Annotated in this window: 15 protein-coding genes and 3 tRNA genes; 15 read left to right on the top strand and 3 right to left on the bottom strand. The window is 28.9% G+C overall.

The features are described from left to right. Nucleotides 1–102 precede the first annotated feature (102 nt). From tuf to ychF, 13 genes are all read left to right on the top strand, one after another. Nucleotides 103–1311 carry an elongation factor Tu gene (tuf, locus tag V3249_RS01505; RefSeq protein WP_010321121.1) on the top strand — a complete coding sequence of 403 codons (1209 nt, stop codon included), beginning with the start codon at nt 103–105 and terminating at the stop codon, nt 1309–1311. 330 nt (nt 1312–1641) lie between these two features. Continuing rightward, nucleotides 1642–2820 (top strand): IS3 family transposase, encoded by a 1179-nt coding sequence (locus V3249_RS01500; protein ID WP_341517612.1) that lies wholly within the window; start codon nt 1642–1644, stop codon nt 2818–2820. A 162-nt stretch (nt 2821–2982) separates the two neighbouring features. Then, on the top strand, nt 2983–3123 hold the full coding sequence (locus V3249_RS01495) for a hypothetical protein (protein ID WP_252263094.1): 141 nt from the start codon (nt 2983–2985) through the stop codon (nt 3121–3123). A 637-nt stretch (nt 3124–3760) separates the two neighbouring features. Continuing rightward, complete coding sequence (locus V3249_RS01490) at nt 3761–3901, top strand: hypothetical protein (RefSeq protein WP_252263094.1); 141 nt, start codon at nt 3761–3763, stop codon at nt 3899–3901. Between the two features lie 703 nt (nt 3902–4604). Further along, nucleotides 4605–6767, top strand: a complete 2163-nt coding sequence (locus tag V3249_RS01485) for a putative immunoglobulin-blocking virulence protein (RefSeq protein ID WP_341517611.1) — start codon at nt 4605–4607, stop codon at nt 6765–6767. Nucleotides 6768–6878: 111 nt separating this feature from the next. Next, complete coding sequence (locus V3249_RS01480) at nt 6879–7508, top strand: hypothetical protein (RefSeq protein WP_341517610.1); 630 nt, start codon at nt 6879–6881, stop codon at nt 7506–7508. A gap of 74 nt (nt 7509–7582) precedes the next feature. Beyond that, nucleotides 7583–8404 (top strand): Rho termination factor N-terminal domain-containing protein, encoded by an 822-nt coding sequence (locus tag V3249_RS01475; RefSeq protein ID WP_303571559.1) that lies wholly within the window; start codon nt 7583–7585, stop codon nt 8402–8404. 105 nt (nt 8405–8509) lie between these two features. Then, nucleotides 8510–8584 (top strand) — tRNA-Cys (locus tag V3249_RS01470). A gap of 9 nt (nt 8585–8593) precedes the next feature. Next, nucleotides 8594–8670: transfer RNA gene (locus V3249_RS01465), tRNA-Arg, on the top strand. A gap of 154 nt (nt 8671–8824) precedes the next feature. Continuing rightward, the gene (gene rpsF, locus V3249_RS01460; protein ID WP_341517609.1) at nt 8825–9418 is read left to right on the top strand and encodes a 30S ribosomal protein S6; all 594 of its coding nucleotides are present in this window, start codon (nt 8825–8827) and stop codon (nt 9416–9418) included. A 54-nt stretch (nt 9419–9472) separates the two neighbouring features. Then, nucleotides 9473–10021: a single-stranded DNA-binding protein gene (locus V3249_RS01455; RefSeq protein ID WP_313359431.1), complete on the top strand. Its 549-nt coding sequence runs from the start codon at nt 9473–9475 to the stop codon at nt 10019–10021. Between the two features lie 20 nt (nt 10022–10041). Beyond that, nucleotides 10042–10305, top strand: coding sequence for a 30S ribosomal protein S18 (rpsR, locus tag V3249_RS01450; protein WP_069096913.1), 264 nt, complete (start codon nt 10042–10044; stop codon nt 10303–10305). Between the two features lie 15 nt (nt 10306–10320). Further along, the gene (gene ychF, locus V3249_RS01445; RefSeq protein ID WP_341517608.1) at nt 10321–11424 is read left to right on the top strand and encodes a redox-regulated ATPase YchF; all 1104 of its coding nucleotides are present in this window, start codon (nt 10321–10323) and stop codon (nt 11422–11424) included. Nucleotides 11425–11469: 45 nt separating this feature from the next. Here ychF and V3249_RS01440 read toward each other — a convergent pair whose 3' ends face one another. Both V3249_RS01440 and V3249_RS01435 read right to left on the bottom strand, forming a co-directional pair. After that, entirely contained in the window at nt 11470–12267 is a 798-nt protein-coding gene (locus tag V3249_RS01440) for a TIGR00282 family metallophosphoesterase (RefSeq protein WP_010321111.1), read from the bottom strand. A gap of 86 nt (nt 12268–12353) precedes the next feature. Beyond that, nucleotides 12354–12429: transfer RNA gene (locus V3249_RS01435), tRNA-Thr, on the bottom strand. Nucleotides 12430–12787: 358 nt separating this feature from the next. Here V3249_RS01435 and V3249_RS01430 point away from each other — a divergent pair. Next, nucleotides 12788–14143, top strand: a complete 1356-nt coding sequence (locus V3249_RS01430) for a putative cysteine peptidase (protein ID WP_341420609.1) — start codon at nt 12788–12790, stop codon at nt 14141–14143. 117 nt (nt 14144–14260) lie between these two features. On the opposite strand, the gene V3249_RS01425 is transcribed toward V3249_RS01430, so the two are convergent. Then, nucleotides 14261–14401, bottom strand: coding sequence for a hypothetical protein (locus tag V3249_RS01425; protein ID WP_252263094.1), 141 nt, complete (start codon nt 14399–14401; stop codon nt 14261–14263). A 272-nt stretch (nt 14402–14673) separates the two neighbouring features. On the opposite strand from V3249_RS01425, the gene V3249_RS01420 reads away from it, so the two are divergent. Continuing rightward, nucleotides 14674–16317: a hypothetical protein gene (locus tag V3249_RS01420; protein ID WP_341517607.1), complete on the top strand. Its 1644-nt coding sequence runs from the start codon at nt 14674–14676 to the stop codon at nt 16315–16317. Nucleotides 16318–16377 lie beyond the last annotated feature (60 nt).

Genomic DNA, 16377 nt, shown 5'->3' with positions numbered 1-16377 from the left:
ATTTCTAGCACTTAAAACAACTAAATAGGATAGGAAATAGTTGCAAGGCTATTCAGTGGTGGTTTTTAGTTTGTTTTAAAGCAAGTAAAAGAAAGGAAAAATATGGCAGTTGTTAAAACTGGTGCAAAAAAAGATTTTGACCGTTCAAAAGAGCATATCAATATTGGGACAATTGGTCATGTTGACCACGGAAAAACCACTCTAACAGCGGCAATTTCAACTGTATTATCAAAAAAAGGTCTAGCTGAAGCAAAGGATTATGCTTCTATTGACGCAGCCCCTGAAGAAAAAGCGCGTGGAATTACAATCAATACAGCCCACATCGAATATAGCACAGACAAGCGTCACTATGCCCATGTTGATTGCCCTGGTCACGCCGATTATATTAAAAATATGATCACAGGAGCAGCACAAATGGATGGTGCCATTCTTGTTGTTGCCGCAACAGATGGTCCAATGCCCCAAACTCGTGAGCACATTCTTCTTTCAAAACAAGTTGGTGTGCCAAAAATGGTTGTTTTCCTAAACAAAATCGACTTACTTGAAGGTGAAGAAGAAATGGTTGACCTTGTTGAGGTTGAAATTCGTGAACTTCTTTCTTCATATGATTTTGACGGAGACAACACCCCAATAATCCGTGGTTCAGCTCGTGGTGCTCTTGAAGGAAAACCTGAATGAGAAGCTAAAGTTCTTGAACTAATGGATGCAGTTGACTCTTACATTGACTCCCCAGTTCGTGAAATGGATAAACCATTCCTAATGGCAGTTGAAGACGTCTTTACCATTACAGGTCGTGGAACTGTTGCTACTGGTAAGGTTGAAAGAGGACAAGTTAAACTAAATGAAGAGGTTGAAATTGTCGGTTACCGTCCTGAACCTAAAAAAACAGTTGTAACCGGAATTGAAATGTTTAACAAAAACCTTCAATCTGCAATGGCTGGAGATAATGCTGGAGTTCTTCTTCGTGGTGTTGACCGTAAAGATATCGAACGTGGTCAGGTTATTGCCAAACCAAAAACAATTATTCCCCACACTAAATTTAAAGCAGCAATTTACGCGCTCAAAAAAGAAGAAGGTGGAAGACATACTCCATTTTTCAAAAATTACAAACCTCAATTTTATTTCCGTACAACTGATGTTACTGGTGGAATTGAATTTGAAGCTGGCCGTGAAATGGTAATTCCTGGGGATAATGTTGACCTTACTGTTGAACTTATTGCCCCTATCGCTGTTGAGCAAGGAACAAAATTCTCAATTCGCGAAGGTGGAAGAACTGTTGGAGCCGGAACAGTAACTGAAATTATTAAATAAAAAAATCTTTTATCTAACACAAACTTTAGGGTCTTGCCCTAAGGTTTTTTTTTTTTTATTTTGCAGCCAAAATTAGTCAGGATTAGACTCCTGCATTTGACAGTTTGATGGCAGAATTCACTTTTTAGTGAATATAATCCCGAGTTTCCCAGTTTTAAGACAAAAATTCACTTTTTAGTGAATATAAATATGAAGAAACACCCGTAATAAACTAGGACAAAGAAAAGTAACACTAAGGTGTTGGCTTTTTTTGTCCGATTTTAGGAGAAAGCTAGCACTCAAAGTGTTAGCTTTTTTAAATTTTCAAATGCAACAAAAAGGAGAATACTAATGTCAAGACACTTTAAAAAAGACGAGTTTGATATGATTTATAAAATTTACAATGAATTTGGATTAAAAAAAACAATAAATTATATTAATGATATTTCGCCAGATACAAATTTTATAACCAGAGATCAACTAGTTCGAAGAATCAAAAAAATTATTAGATATTATAATAATGGTATGCAAGACCAATTATTAGATAAAAAGGGTGCAAGAAGAAAGCCAGGGAGTGGCAAACCTAAAAAACAAATTGAACCCGATTGAAACGAATTTACAAAACAAGAATTAATAGAAATAGCTAAGAGATATTACGAAACCAACAAAGATAAATCAAAATCAGGAAAACTTAGTGAAGCCAAAACACTAAATATTCCCTACAGCAAATCTGCAAAAATTTTTAATGTATGCAGACGAGCAGTGGCAAAATCTAAAACTAGAGTTATAAAAGTAAAGGAACACAAAAATGACGCAATAATTAAAAAATCCTTTCTTGATAACAAAGGTAGATATGGTCGCTTAAGGTTGAGTGCTTATATTTATATAAAATATAATATTTACATTAATCCTCGAAGTCTTGGAAGACATTTAAAAAGATTGAATTTAGTATGCAAAATTAGAAAACAAAGAAGAAAGAGCGAAATTAAGAACACCAAATTCGCACTGCCGGATATTGTTAAACGCGACTACAATGATAAATTAAATAGAAATATTTTTGCTACTGATGTTACATATATAAAAGCTCCCAGAGATGTTAAGGAAAACCATGTATTTTTGTCTGTAATAATTGAGCATAAAACTAAAAAAATCAGAGATTTTAAATTATCACTAAACAATGATCTTAATTTAGTTATGGATAATATAAAGACATTTAGGTCTATTGATAAAGATTTTGTTATTCATTCAGACCATGGATTTCAATACACTTCAAAAGTCTATATTGACAAAATAAATAAAATGGGAGGAACTGTTTCGTTGTCTCGCATAGGAAATTCTTTGGATAATAGGGAGGCTGAATACTGATTTTCAATTATAAAAAGTGAATGCTTAAACGAGTTAAACTACAGTAAAATAACTTTTGAAGATCTGAAAAAAATAATTGCAGATTATATATTTTGATACAACAATTATAGAATTCAATCGATTTTAAATTGAAAAACACCACAGCAATATGCTATGATGTTATAATAATATTAAACTGTTAATTTTCTTTGCCCTAGTTTATAAATCGGTGTTTTTTTAATGTAAAACCTTAATTTTATAAGTAGCATTTGGTAGCATTTTAAGTAATTTTATGGTATAATTATAAATTATGAAAAAACAAAAATTAACTAAGTTGGTTTAGTATCGATGTTGCAAAAATTAAGACAAAGGGTTGAATTTAACACTTTAGATCAGCAAATTATATTTAAAAAACACGATGGTGTCCCTAGCGATCCAAACATTTGAAATAGATATGATTTTTACTTTGATATCTTAATAAATCACTAATAAAATTGTAACCAACTTTTACCAAAAAACTTAAAAAAGTCCCTAAAACCGGATACTTTTTTAAAATTACCTTATGAAACTGGGAAACTCGGGATGGCAGAATTCACTTTTTAGTGAATATAATATGCAAAATACCGCTAAATCCGTGTTTTTTGACCTAAAGCCTTAATTTTTATTATTTTAAAATTAACCTTTTCAAAAAAAAATAAAAAAAATGCTTGGTCTAAGAAAAAATTATGTTATAATAGAGTCACTAAGAATGAATTAAGAAATTTTAATATTGAATTAAGGAGGAGTTAGTTATGTTTTTTGGCTAATAAGTCAGACAGCGCGAATTTTCCATTATATTTTTAAATATGATGGAATGCCATAAATTTAACCGTTTAGAAATCTTCAAATTTAGGGCTTTTAATTATTGTTCTTTCAAAACTTCATATGTTTTTTTCCCGAGTTTCCCAGTTTTAAGACAAAAATTCACTTTTTAGTGAATATAAATATGAAGAAACACCCGTAAATCGGTGTTTTTTTAATGTAAAACCTTAATTTTATAAGTAGCATTTGGTAGCATTTTAAGTAATTTTATGGTATAATTATAAATTATGAAAAAACAAAAATTAACTAAGTTGGTTTAGTATCGATGTTGCAAAAATTAAGACAAAGGGTTGAATTTAACACTTTAGATCAGCAAATTATATTTAAAAAACACGATGGTGTCCCTAGCGATCCAAACATTTGAAATAGATATGATTTTTACTTTGATATCTTAATAAATCACTAATAAAATTGTAACCAACTTTTACCAAAAAACTTAAAAAAGTCCCTAAAACCGGATACTTTTTTAAAATTACCTTATGAAACTGGGAAACTCGGGATATTTTTAAATATGATGGAATGCCATAAATTTAACCGTTTAGAAATCTTCAAATTTAGGGCTTTTAATTATTGTTCTTTCAAAACTTCATATGTTTTTTTAGGCTCGATGTAAGTAAAAACGAGTTTTCTATTTGCATTGAGTTTAAATAGTAGTTGTTTTTTTATGGTTTTTGTGTGTTTCAAACTAAAAAAGTAGTTTAAAAATTCATAATTTTGCTTTTTAAGGTAAAATTTTAACTTTTTTAGTTTGCTTTATTTATTAATAAGTAGATTTTTCTTTCGTGATGGTCAGATTTAAAATTTAGTGTTTTTGCCTTGATAATTATTTTTTCTGGGTTTGCCAAAAAAGTTAAAGAAGTGCCCAAAACTAAACCAGGACATCTTTTTAAAATTATTTCATCGAACTGGGAAACTCGTAAAAATAATTTGGACTTTAGTTTTTTAGTGTATAATATCTAAATTTAAAAACGATTTCAGAGGTGGCTAATATGATTTTTTGCTCTTAAAAACATAAATTTACTACTAAAGTTAGACTTAGTTGGTAAAATTTATTATAAGTATTATTAAATTTAAACATTTATAATAAATAAGAAAATTTGGAGGCAAATATGAAACTATATTTTTCCCGTCGTCGAAAAGTTGTAATTTTAGCAATGGCAACAACATTGTTATCTTTAAGTTTGTACTCAGTTAATCAATCATTAGTTAATTTTGATTTTTTGTCCAATGAAGTTAGCTATTCAACTCAAGCACCTTCAATAATTTTAAAAAATCAGCCAAATGATACTGGATTTAATTCGCCTGTAGCAAATACTGTTTTTGTTGCACCAAAAATTGAAACGCCTAAAGAGAAAATTGAAAATCCAGTTAAACCACAAATAGTAACACCAAAAATAGAAAAAATAGAGCCCTTACCTGAAAAAGTAACCCCTAAACCGATAAGAAGAATTCAAGCTGTTGAATCAACTATCCCTATTCGAACAACACCTGCACGCCAAAGTCCGACTAGGACAATATCATCGCGGCCAACAATTTCAACTTCAAGACCAATAAGTCAACCTCAAACTCAAACTAGAAATAATTCGCGTTCTGTTAATGTTGGTGATGCAGCTTATCAACGCGCCCTTGGTTTGTGAAAACAACAACAAGACCGAAAAATCGCTGAAGTTAGGCGCGAAAGAGATAAATATCAAGCCGAAGTTGCTGAAGCAGACCGTGTTATTTCAATTATTAAAGAGCACTGAGGAAAATATGCGCCAACTGGAGAAGATGGTAAGCCAAAAGTTAGTCTAGAATCCTATCTTGAGGGGTATAAATACACTCGTTGAGTTGCAAATAATTATCTTGAGCGTGAACAAAATTACTTAAAAGTAATTGAGCAACGAAGACAACTTGACCAACCTTTTACAGAACAACAATTACAATGGATAAAAGATGGTTATACTCCCGATCCTTCAACCGACGGATGAGAACCAAAAGTCAATATTGTCGTAAATGGAATTAGGGCAAATAATAAAAAAAGATTAAATGCCGTTGATTCAAAATGAACAAGATATGATGGAACTCAAATTGGATCGCTAAAATATGAAGGGTGAAATGACACTGATGTAAGTTCAGAAATTAGTGTTCTCACCGATGGTAAGGGATTTTCTAACGGTAGCATTTCACTGATAAAATATACTCGAGCACCTGGAAATACCGCTGGTAGCCTTTCAGAATTTAAAACTTTAGTTCTAAATGCGGATGATAATGCTGCCTTTGAAGCTTTTGCCGAGATTATGAAAAATGCTGCTAATAAAGACAATTCAATCAAAGCAATTGTTCTTAAAAATGTCGGAGCAAAACACAAAACCCAAAACATAAAAAAAATTTTAGACCTATTGCCACCGCAAATGCAAAAAGTTTCGCTCTTTTTAGATGACCACCAAGCAATTAATGGTCTTCGTGGACTTGAAAAATTCAGCAAACTAAGCGAACTAGAACTCTATAGTAATTCACGAACCAACGAAAGCAATTGAGCAATTAATCCTAATGCCCTAAAAAATGTCGACTTTATTTCTTTTGATTATATAAATAAAGGTGATATGCATCTCCAACCTGGAGAAAAAGTTGCTGGATCAATTATTTTTGACACTCTCCGTTGAGATGAGGAAGATGATACTAACAAAGTTAACGAAGGGCTTGAAATTGCTTTTAGTTCAAAAATTAATCAGCGTGTTTTTCAAGGAACCTTTGGTGGTCGAGGAGGATATCCATTACATCTTGACTTTTCTTCATCTAAAAAAATTAAGACGCTAAAAGGGATTGACTTTGCTAAAACAGAGAAACTTTTTAATGAAAAACTCCAAAGTTGAGAAGTTGAAGCTGAATCACAAAAAAATCCTGGCCATATTACTTTGCTTTTCCAATATTTATATTTTGGGGCCTCAAAAACAAATGATTCTAGCTCAACAGGACCAAATTATGTATATAAAGTCGACACAAGCGACTTTCAAAATTCCCAATTTACTTCAAGACTTGTTAATGGACCTATCCGACAACCGGGAATTTATATAAAAGACGAAAATGGAAAAACCCTTTCAAATATTCCGCTTTATATAACTGGTAGTTCATTTTCTGGCGATGCCTTTAGTCAATTATCCAAATTTGTTGATGTAGCAAAGAAAAGTGCCACTTTTAACAAAATTTATGTCGAAAACGCATCACTTAAAAGTCAACTTTCAGGTTTAGGTCTACCTGTTGAAACAAAAACAATTACAATAACAGACTAGGCTAATAAAAAGTAAAAAAAATAATTATTTTTTACTTTTTATGCCCAAAATTTCTTTTTTACTTAATTTTATTGAAAAAAGCACTATTAAAATTTTTAATAAAAGGGTAAAATGGATCCAATTAATCATTGAGTTAATAAAATTCAAGAAAATCTGTTAAGATATCAAAAGGTTGTTGAACAATATCGAACAATAGCAATTTGGTGTAACCAAATTGAAAAAGTTTTTGCAATTAAGCCAAATTTACTTGATTTTCCACACGGAATTGGGCTTAAAAAAATACCATTTTTAAAAAATTGACCAACAAAAAAGATAATAACTCTTATTAACAACGGGAAATTAACAGAAAAATTCACTAGTTTTCAAAAATGAAATATTCATACAAATCGAAGCTTATTTAATCAAATCAAAGCTAAATTGTTAGTTTGAGACTATTATTTATCATTTCTTGAAGGAAATTATTGTGAAACTTGAATTATCGAAGAAGTTTTATACACTAAAAATTTATATTTTTTTCGTGGGCTGCTTTGAAAAAACAAAAATTACACAATGATAGTTGGTCTTAATAAATTTCAGGGAACTAAAAAATATGCTACTGACTTTTGCTCTTTTTTTACCGCGCTTTTAACCTCAAAAGAAATTAGTGATACTGCAAAAAAAATTGATAAAATTTCAAAAATCGACCGAATTTGGTACAATTATCAAAACAAGGATATAGATCAATATTCCAAACTTAGTTAAATATGTCATCTTTTTTATAATATTATTCTAAATTATTTTATAATTATATTATAGTAATTTATATTGGAGGGTGTATGGTTTGAGAAAATCCATTTGGAAAAAATAAAGTTCCATCAGTTGCTGAGTTGTGAAAAAATGAAAAAAAGCAATACCGAATTTGAATTTTTTCTTATCCGGTGTTACTCCTTTTGCTAGGTGTTTTTTTAAGTGTTCAACTTTTTTTAGACTTAGATATTAAAAATATTGGTCGCGCTTTTTCGATTTTATCAATTTTATTTACTGTTACAAGCTTATTTTTTTATGTATATTCTGTTTTTACATCATATAAAGCGAAAGATTTTGCACCTCTTGGCGATCGTTCCTTCTTTTTCACGTTCGTTTCATTTTCTACTGCTGCTCTTTCAATTATAAATTCAACAATAGTAATGATTGGAAATTTAAGCCTTAATAATCAAAATTTTGTCGCAATATTAACTATTCAAATAATTCTTATTGGCCTAATTTTTGTTTTAATTCCATTTTTCTATACAAAAGTGCTTAAAATTAAGTCAATATTCAAACTATCTCGAACATTATTCATTATTGAAAAACGTATTGATGAAATGAAAAAAGATCCTAAGGCATATTCTGAATTTATGAATATTTTTGACTTAGGTCACCAAAATCCAATGAATGCACAGCAAGCAAATAACCCTGAAAACACACAAACTCAAGAAGCTCAAAACAAACCTAAAACAAAAGAAGAAAGAATAAAAATTGCACTTGAAAAATTAAATTTAACACAATTACACGAAATTGCCCAAAAATTAGAAATTTCTGGTTTTGAACAGTTAAAAAAACAAGAATTAATTAAGCTTTTAACTCAAATTCTTGCACAACAAGACTCTGAAAAATAGTTTGATATTTTAAGCCTAAGAATTTTTCAGAAAACAAAAAAATCAAAAATTTCTTTGTTTAAAACTAAAATATGTTATAATTATATTTAATGGTTTTTAGGCAATGGCACCATAGCCAAATGGTAAGGCATAGGTCTGCAACACCTTGATGTACCGGTTCGAGTCCGGTTGGTGCCTCCAAAATGTAATGCGCCCGTAGCTCAATTGGACAGAGTGTTTGGTTACGGCCCAAGAGGTTGAGGGTTCGACTCCTTCCGGGCGCGCCATATATAATATAATTAGACCAAGAAAATTAACTAAATTATTTTAGTTAATTTTTTATTTTTTTAGTTTTTTATGGTATAATTTCAAACTAGTTTTAAATTAAATAAAACATCCTTGGTTATTTTTATAACCCACAAGCCCATAAGGAGAATTAATATGCCAAAATACGAAATTATGACAATTTTAGACCCAAAAGCAGAAGCAACAATATTAGAAAATTTGCTTTCTGCTATTTTTAGTCAAAATTCGTCATACAAACTTGTTAAGCTTGAAAATTCAAGTCTTGCTTACCCTATTAAAAAATCAAAAACAGCACAATATTTTTTAATTAATCTTGATTCGCCAGCTAACTTAATTGAAGAATTTGTTCGCCGTGCGAATATTACTAAATCAATTTGACGTTACTTGATAATTAATCTTGATTCTGAAAAAGGTTTTAACCAGAAACCAAAAAATTCCGATCGCCATAAAAGAACAAATGTAAGACGTGATCATTCAGATCGACCTAATTTCAAATCAGCGCCGCGAGCTCGCCAAGATCAAAACGCAGCTAACCAGACAGAAAAAAGTGATAAACCGTTTCAACGTCGAAATTTTAGACCTAATGCCCAAGGCGGAGCAAAACAAGGTTTTGCCCAACAGTCATCAGATAAGGCTAACTCATCTCAACGCGGAAAAACTTCATCTTCTTCAACAAACCAGTCAGAAACTGATGTTGATAATGCTAAAAAAGTACAGGAATCCCAATAGTTTTTACCTTTTTTAGTCAATAAATAAAAATAGGTAAAAACTGTAAAAATAATTATGAATCGAATTATTTTAATTGGACGCGTTTCTTCTAAACCTGTATTTATGACAACAAAGTCAAATGTTAATTTTATTCGATTTAATTTAGCGATTGATAGACGAAAATATAGTCAAAATTCGCCTACAATTACTGATTTTATTCCCGTAGTTGCTTGACGACAAAATGCAACATTGCTCGACAAACTAATTACCGTAGGAAGTTTAGTAGCAATCGAAGGTTCTTTACAAGCTAATCGTGTTGTGTCAAATACAACAAATTATCTTACTAATTATGAAGTAAATGTTGATTACTTTCGTTTATTAGAAACTAAAGAACAATTAGAAATGCGGCGTCAAAAATTAGCTCAAAAAGTTGGTGAACCAACTTTTGAACCTTTATTTGATGATTTTCAACTTCCCCAAAATGATAAAAGATCATTTCAAGAAGATAACATTTTTCAGTCAGAACCCTCAATAAACTTTGATGAAACTAATGTTGAAATTACTAGTGATGATAATGATCCATTTGCTGACTGAGATATTGATGATCTTGATCCTAACAAATAAAATTAAAAAGGAATGCAAAAATGAACAAAAAATACGCTAAAAAATTCAAGAAAAAAGTGTGCCAATTTTGTGAAGCTAAACTTTTTTACATTGACTATAAGTCAACTGAAGTGCTTCAACGTTATATTAACTCTTTTGGAAAAATTCAACCTTCAAGAATTACAGGTAATTGCGCAAAACACCAACGTAAATTATCACTAGCAATTAAAAGAGCACGTTTTGTCGCTTTACTTCCATTTATTGGTGACAGAATCCGTGGAAGTTACGATAAAACTCGAGTTTAATCATAATAATATAATATGAATCTAAAAGCAGGTCTTATTGGACTTCCTAATGTCGGAAAATCATCGCTTTTTTCAGCACTGACAAAAATGAATGTTGAAATTGCTAATTATCCCTTTGCAACAATAGACTCAAACATTGCAACTGTTGAAATCCGTGATCCAAGACTAATCAATTTAGCCGATATCGTTAAGCCAAATAAAATTGTATTTTCTACTTACTCTTTTGTCGATATTGCTGGTTTAATAAAAGGAGCATCACTGGGCGAAGGATTAGGTAATAAATTTCTTGAGAATATTCGTAATGTTGATTGTCTAGTTCATGTTGTTCGCTGTTTTGATGATTCAAAAATAATTCACGTTAATAACCAAGTAAATCCTATTTTTGACATCCAAACAATAAATTTAGAGCTAATTCTTGCCGATTTAAGTTCAATTGAGTCAATTATTACCCGACTTAGTAAAAAAATTAACAATACAAACGACAAACAAGCAAAAGTTGAGTTTGAACTTGCTAAAAAAGCAAAAGACCATTTGCAAAAAGATAAGTCTTTACGCGATTTATCTTTAGATAATGAAGAGCGTCAAATAATCAAGAATTGGCAACTTTTAAGTATAAAGCCAATTTTATATGTTGTTAACATTGACCAAAAATCTGTCAGCGATCCCCTAAAAAATCCTTATTTTTCTGAGCTTAAGGCTTATCTTGAAAAGGAAAATGCAATTTTAATCCCAATTTGCGTTGCCTTAGAACACGAAATTTCCCAACTTGACCAGGAAGAAAAACAACTCTTTTTACAAGAATTTGGACTAGAAAAATCATCTCTTGATTTTCTTGTTCTTAATAGTTTTAAACTTCTTGGCTTAGGAACTTTTTTTACTGTTGGAAAAAAAGAAGTTCGCTCATGAATATTTAGGAAAAATACAACTGCAGTTGATTGTAGTGGAATTATTCACTCTGATTTTGTTAAAAAATTCATAAGAGTTGAAATTATCGCATATGAGGATTTTATTGAGTTCAAAAGCGAAAAAGCACTTAAAGAAAAAGGTAAAATTCGTCTTGAGGGAAAAGAATACTTGATAAAAGACGCAGAAATATGCCATTTCCGCATTAGTAATTAGTCCAAATAAACTTTTAAAAAACCAAAAAATTATACATCAAAAAATTTATTTATAAATATTGATTGGTATAATTTTTTGGTTTTTTAAATTATCAGTTATTTCTAAAATAACAGCATTAAATTGGCAGTCATTGTCCGAAGTTTGAAATTTTGTGCTTTTATTATAGCGAATTCTATTATAAACATCAAGGAATTTTACACCAATTGCATCATTTGCAGGACCTGTCATTCCAACATCAGTTATAAAAAGCGTTCCAAGCGATAATTCTCTAGCATCAGAAGTCTGAACGTGAGTGTGAGTTCCTAAAAGCGCATTAATTTTACCATTTAGATAAATTCCAAGCACATTTTTTTCACTTGTTGTCTCAGCGTGAAAATCAACTATATGAAAATCAGCATCATCTTCGGCAATAACTTTGTCAATTGCATCAAAAAAATTATCAGCAAATTGGTGATTTCAAGGTTTGACTAACTTATTAAATGCCACACCTAAAAGCGAAGTTATTCTGAATGTTTTTCCATTTTTTAAAATTGTAGTAGTGCCTTTTCCACTATATTCTTTGTCAATGTTCAGCGGCCTAACAATATCTGGATTATCAATAATTAAAGCAATTTCAGGATTAGATCAAACATGATTGCCAATAGTAAAAATATCAACACCAAGCTCTTTTAAATATAAATAATCCCTTTTATTTAGTCCTTTTCTGCCGGTAATATTTTCAGCCTGAACTATTATTAAGTCAAAATTATAGTTTTTTCTCAAAATATTAAGTTGATTTTTAAACATTTCTATACCAGGCGCGCCAAAAATATCACCAACAAATAAGACAGTAGCAGATTTCATTCAATTCCTTTAAATTTTTCAAATATTTTATTTGAAAAAAAATTAAAAAAGATGCTTTTATTTTAGCATCATTGGCCAAAAAGATATGGTGCCAACAACAGGAATCGAACCTGCGACCCCATCCTTACCATGGATGTGCTCTACCGACTGAGCTATGATGGCGCTTATTGCTTTAAAATTATAGCACTTTTTAATATTTTTAATCAAAAAAATTATTAAAAAGTCAAGCAAATTCAAAGACAAAAACAAAAAAATACTTTCCAATACAAGCAAATATTCAGTTTTGAAAGAGCAAAATTATTAATTCTTATTTGTCTTTGCATTATACCACAAAAATTTTAAAAACCAAGTTTTTTTTATATTTCTAAAAAACTTGATGTATAATTTAGTTTGTAAAATAACGAAAAAATTTGCCTCACAAATTTTGTGAGCACTCCCAAAAAAATATTTTATATACTATTTGTTTTAAATTGTTAATTGCTCTTTCAAAAATTAATATTACAAAATAGGAAAATTAAAAATGATAGGCTTATTTGAACACATTGTTATAAAAGCAGATCAAAATAAAACTATTTTAAATCAACAACAATTAGATTTTTTTATTAAAGCATCAAAAGTAGAATTATTTAAAAAAACTAATACAACTCAGGATTTTTTATATCATAGAGTTCTAAAAAACATTTTCGATCAACCACTGTTATTTTTACAATTTACTAATCATTATTTAATAATAACTCTTGAAAATTATGAAACTAATGAAATTGCAAATTCTAGTTTTGATAAGGAATTATTTGATAAAAATAATGTCGTTTATATTCCTGGATTTTCATTACATTATCAAGTTGATGGCGACTATTTTGGGTTAGTTTCTAAACAGAAATTAGATGAAAAAATAGTTGAACTTATAAAGAATCAAAAACATATATATTTAAGTGTAACTAGGCTGAATACAGAAAAAAACAAGGCTAAAAAAGCAGAATATTTTAATTATAAATTTCGTACAAGGCGTGGAACTGCAAGTGCTAGCGAAATAAAAGCAAACGCTGGAAAAGTTAAAAATCTTTATTCTTTTAATATGGGTCTTGACAATTCCTGATGATTTAAGGCAAAAGATTCAGTTTCAAAACTTGGCTATATAGAACATCAAAGGAGTCCTGGGAAAAAAGGCGGGCTTTGTGAATATATTGCTATGTCTTTAATGTTAGAATATGCTGAAACATTCATTGCATCTGGAATATTTAGTGATGAAGAAATTGGTAGATATTTTGATATAGAAAATAATTATTCTCATAACTTAAGTGATGGTGTTGCAGAACATAAATATTATTTATATAAAAAATCTAAAGATGGAACTACTACATATAATTCACTTCCATATCAATTGTTTGAACTTAATGATAAATACCAAGATGTTAAGTATGCTTCTTATTTCACTAGTACATTAGAAAAATTTCTAAAAGGAAAAGAAATAAAAAACCATATAACAACTGATTATTCTGCCAATTTTATGCATTCAAGTAACCCTGAAACTTTTTTACTTAAAAATAGAATGCCAGTTATGGTATCTTTTGCTAATTTTGGTGGTGGCCACAACATTGTTTTATATGGATATGATCCAGATACAGAAAAATATCTTGTAAATTTCGGATGGTCGGATTATTCTAATTTACTTATTTCTAAATGAGATATTTGAAGTTTTTGATCAATGGGTTATTGATGAGGATTTAAAATAGATGATGATTATATAAAAAATCATCCACCTAAACAAAAATTATTAAGCGCAAATGGTGAGATTTATTCATATCCAGAAATTTTTGAAGAAGGACTTGCAATTGATAAAAATGGTAATCTAATTAGAGATTACGACATTTATTAATATAGCTAAATTAAGGTGTTTTTTCCCGAGTTTCCCAGTTTCATAAGGTAATTTTAAAAAAGTATCTGGTTTTAGGGACTTTTTTAAGTTTTTTGGTAAAAGTTGGTTACAATTTTATTAGTGATTTATTAAGATATCAAAGTAAAAATCATATCTATTTCAAATGTTTGGATCGCTAGGGACACCATCGTGTTTTTTAAATATAATTTGCTGATCTAAAGTGTTAAATTCAACCCTTTGTCTTAATTTTTGCAACATCGATACTAAACCAACTTAGTTAATTTTTGTTTTTTCATAATTTATAATTATACCATAAAATTACTTAAAATGCTACCAAATGCTACTTATAAAATTAAGGTTTTACATTAAAAAAACACCGATTTACGGGTGTTTCTTCATATTTATATTCACTAAAAAGTGAATTTTTGTCTTAAAACTGGGAAACTCGGGAGGACTTGCAATTGATAAAAATGGTAATCTAATTAGAGATTACGACATTTATTAATATAGCTAAATTAAGGTGTTTTTTGATGAAAAAAACAAAAGAAAAAAAATTTACAAATTCATTAATTTTTTCAAAATATTTAAAAACTAATCTTCGGAAGAATTGATTTTTATCATTTTTCCTTATAATTTTTTCAATTTTTTCAATTTTACTTATTTTATTTTTATGAGAAGCTGATAAAAATTTTGATTTACCCATTTATAATTTGCAAAATCAACGAATAACTATTGTCAGAAAAAATGGAAAAGAGTTTGGAAGTAACGAAATTTCAGAGATAAAAAACTTAAAATCTGTTAAATATATTTCAAATGGTGAATCAGAATTAGATTTTGGCGATTTTATGAATGAAGACTCATCTACCGCTCCACCTTTTATACCAACTAAAATTTTGCCAGTTGAAATCAATGATTTTTTTAAAAATGATATGAAAAACTATACTAATTTTCATGGTAAATTTTTAGAAAATGATGATGAAATAATAGTTTCGCGAGATTATGCTGATTTAAAAAAAGTTAAAATTGGCGATTATATTGATTATAAATATCAAATATTAAATCGCGCAACTAATAAAAATGAATTAATTTATACTAAAAAATTTAAGGTTGTAGGAACAGTAGGATTTGATAATGATCATCAAGATTATCTTGTTGTAATGTCTAATAATGCGTATAAAAATTTACTTGAAAATATTTTTGATAAGTCAAAAATATTTCTCAATCAAAACCAAGGTCAAAATTGGTTTTTTGAATCTTTAGTTAAAAATTTAGCATACAATAGTGTAAAAACTTCAAATATAGAAAATGCTGTTGATTCTAAAGTTTCTACATTTTCTGATTTACATTCTAATGAAAATTTTAATCTTGATAAAAATGATAAAAAGCTTAAAACAGGTCGTTTTACTGAAAATAAAAACGAAATTCTTGTTAGTCAAGGTCTAATTAATCATTTAAGTAAAAATTCCAATTTAAATTTAAATGTAGGTGATGAAATAACTTTTAAAATAGAAAATATTAATTTCTTATTTTTCAGAGATCATCTTTTTAATTTTAAAATTACTGGAATTCTTGAAACTGATGAAGCAAATAGAATAGAATTTAACCAAAATGTAGCTCAGCTTTTTTCTGATTCAATAAATGAAAATAAACCTTTAAGACTAAGTGTTTTTTACGATCAAAGCGAGCAAAATTTATTGTCAAAACTCAAAGAAAAAGGGTTTGAATTAGCACCAAAAATTGATTATGTAACTCATAGAGGTGTCGCTGATATCTACCCAATAATTTCAACAAGTGCAGTAATTATAATTTTACTTTTAACTACTGTTATTGTTTTTGTTTTTGCTTTAAGAAATTTCAAAATAAACAATGGAACTATTCAAAGTTTTGACGTTGATATAAGTAAAAAAGTAAATTTATATTGAATTTTTATATCATTATTTATTCTTATTGTTAGCTTTATACTGTTTTTTATTTCAATTAAATTGCCATTTTTTAGTGATTTTGTTGCCGATAGATCAGCAGGTTACATAATTGGTCGCATTAGTTTAGATCTTATTTGAATCTCATTATTCTATATTGTATTTTCAACTATTATTTTTAGAGTCACTACTCATTTTTTAAAAATAAGAAAAGAAAAAAAATATAGAGCAATTGAAAATAAATTAGTAAATTAATTTACTTGAAAAATTTCATCTTTTTATTTGCTACCTAGTAGCTAAATAAAATTTGTGATT

This window comes from Mesomycoplasma ovipneumoniae (genome assembly GCF_038095995.1).
Taxonomy (GTDB): domain Bacteria; phylum Bacillota_I; class Bacilli_A; order Mycoplasmatales; family Metamycoplasmataceae; genus Mesomycoplasma; species Mesomycoplasma ovipneumoniae_F.
This window is presented reverse-complemented; position numbering and strand designations above follow the sequence as displayed.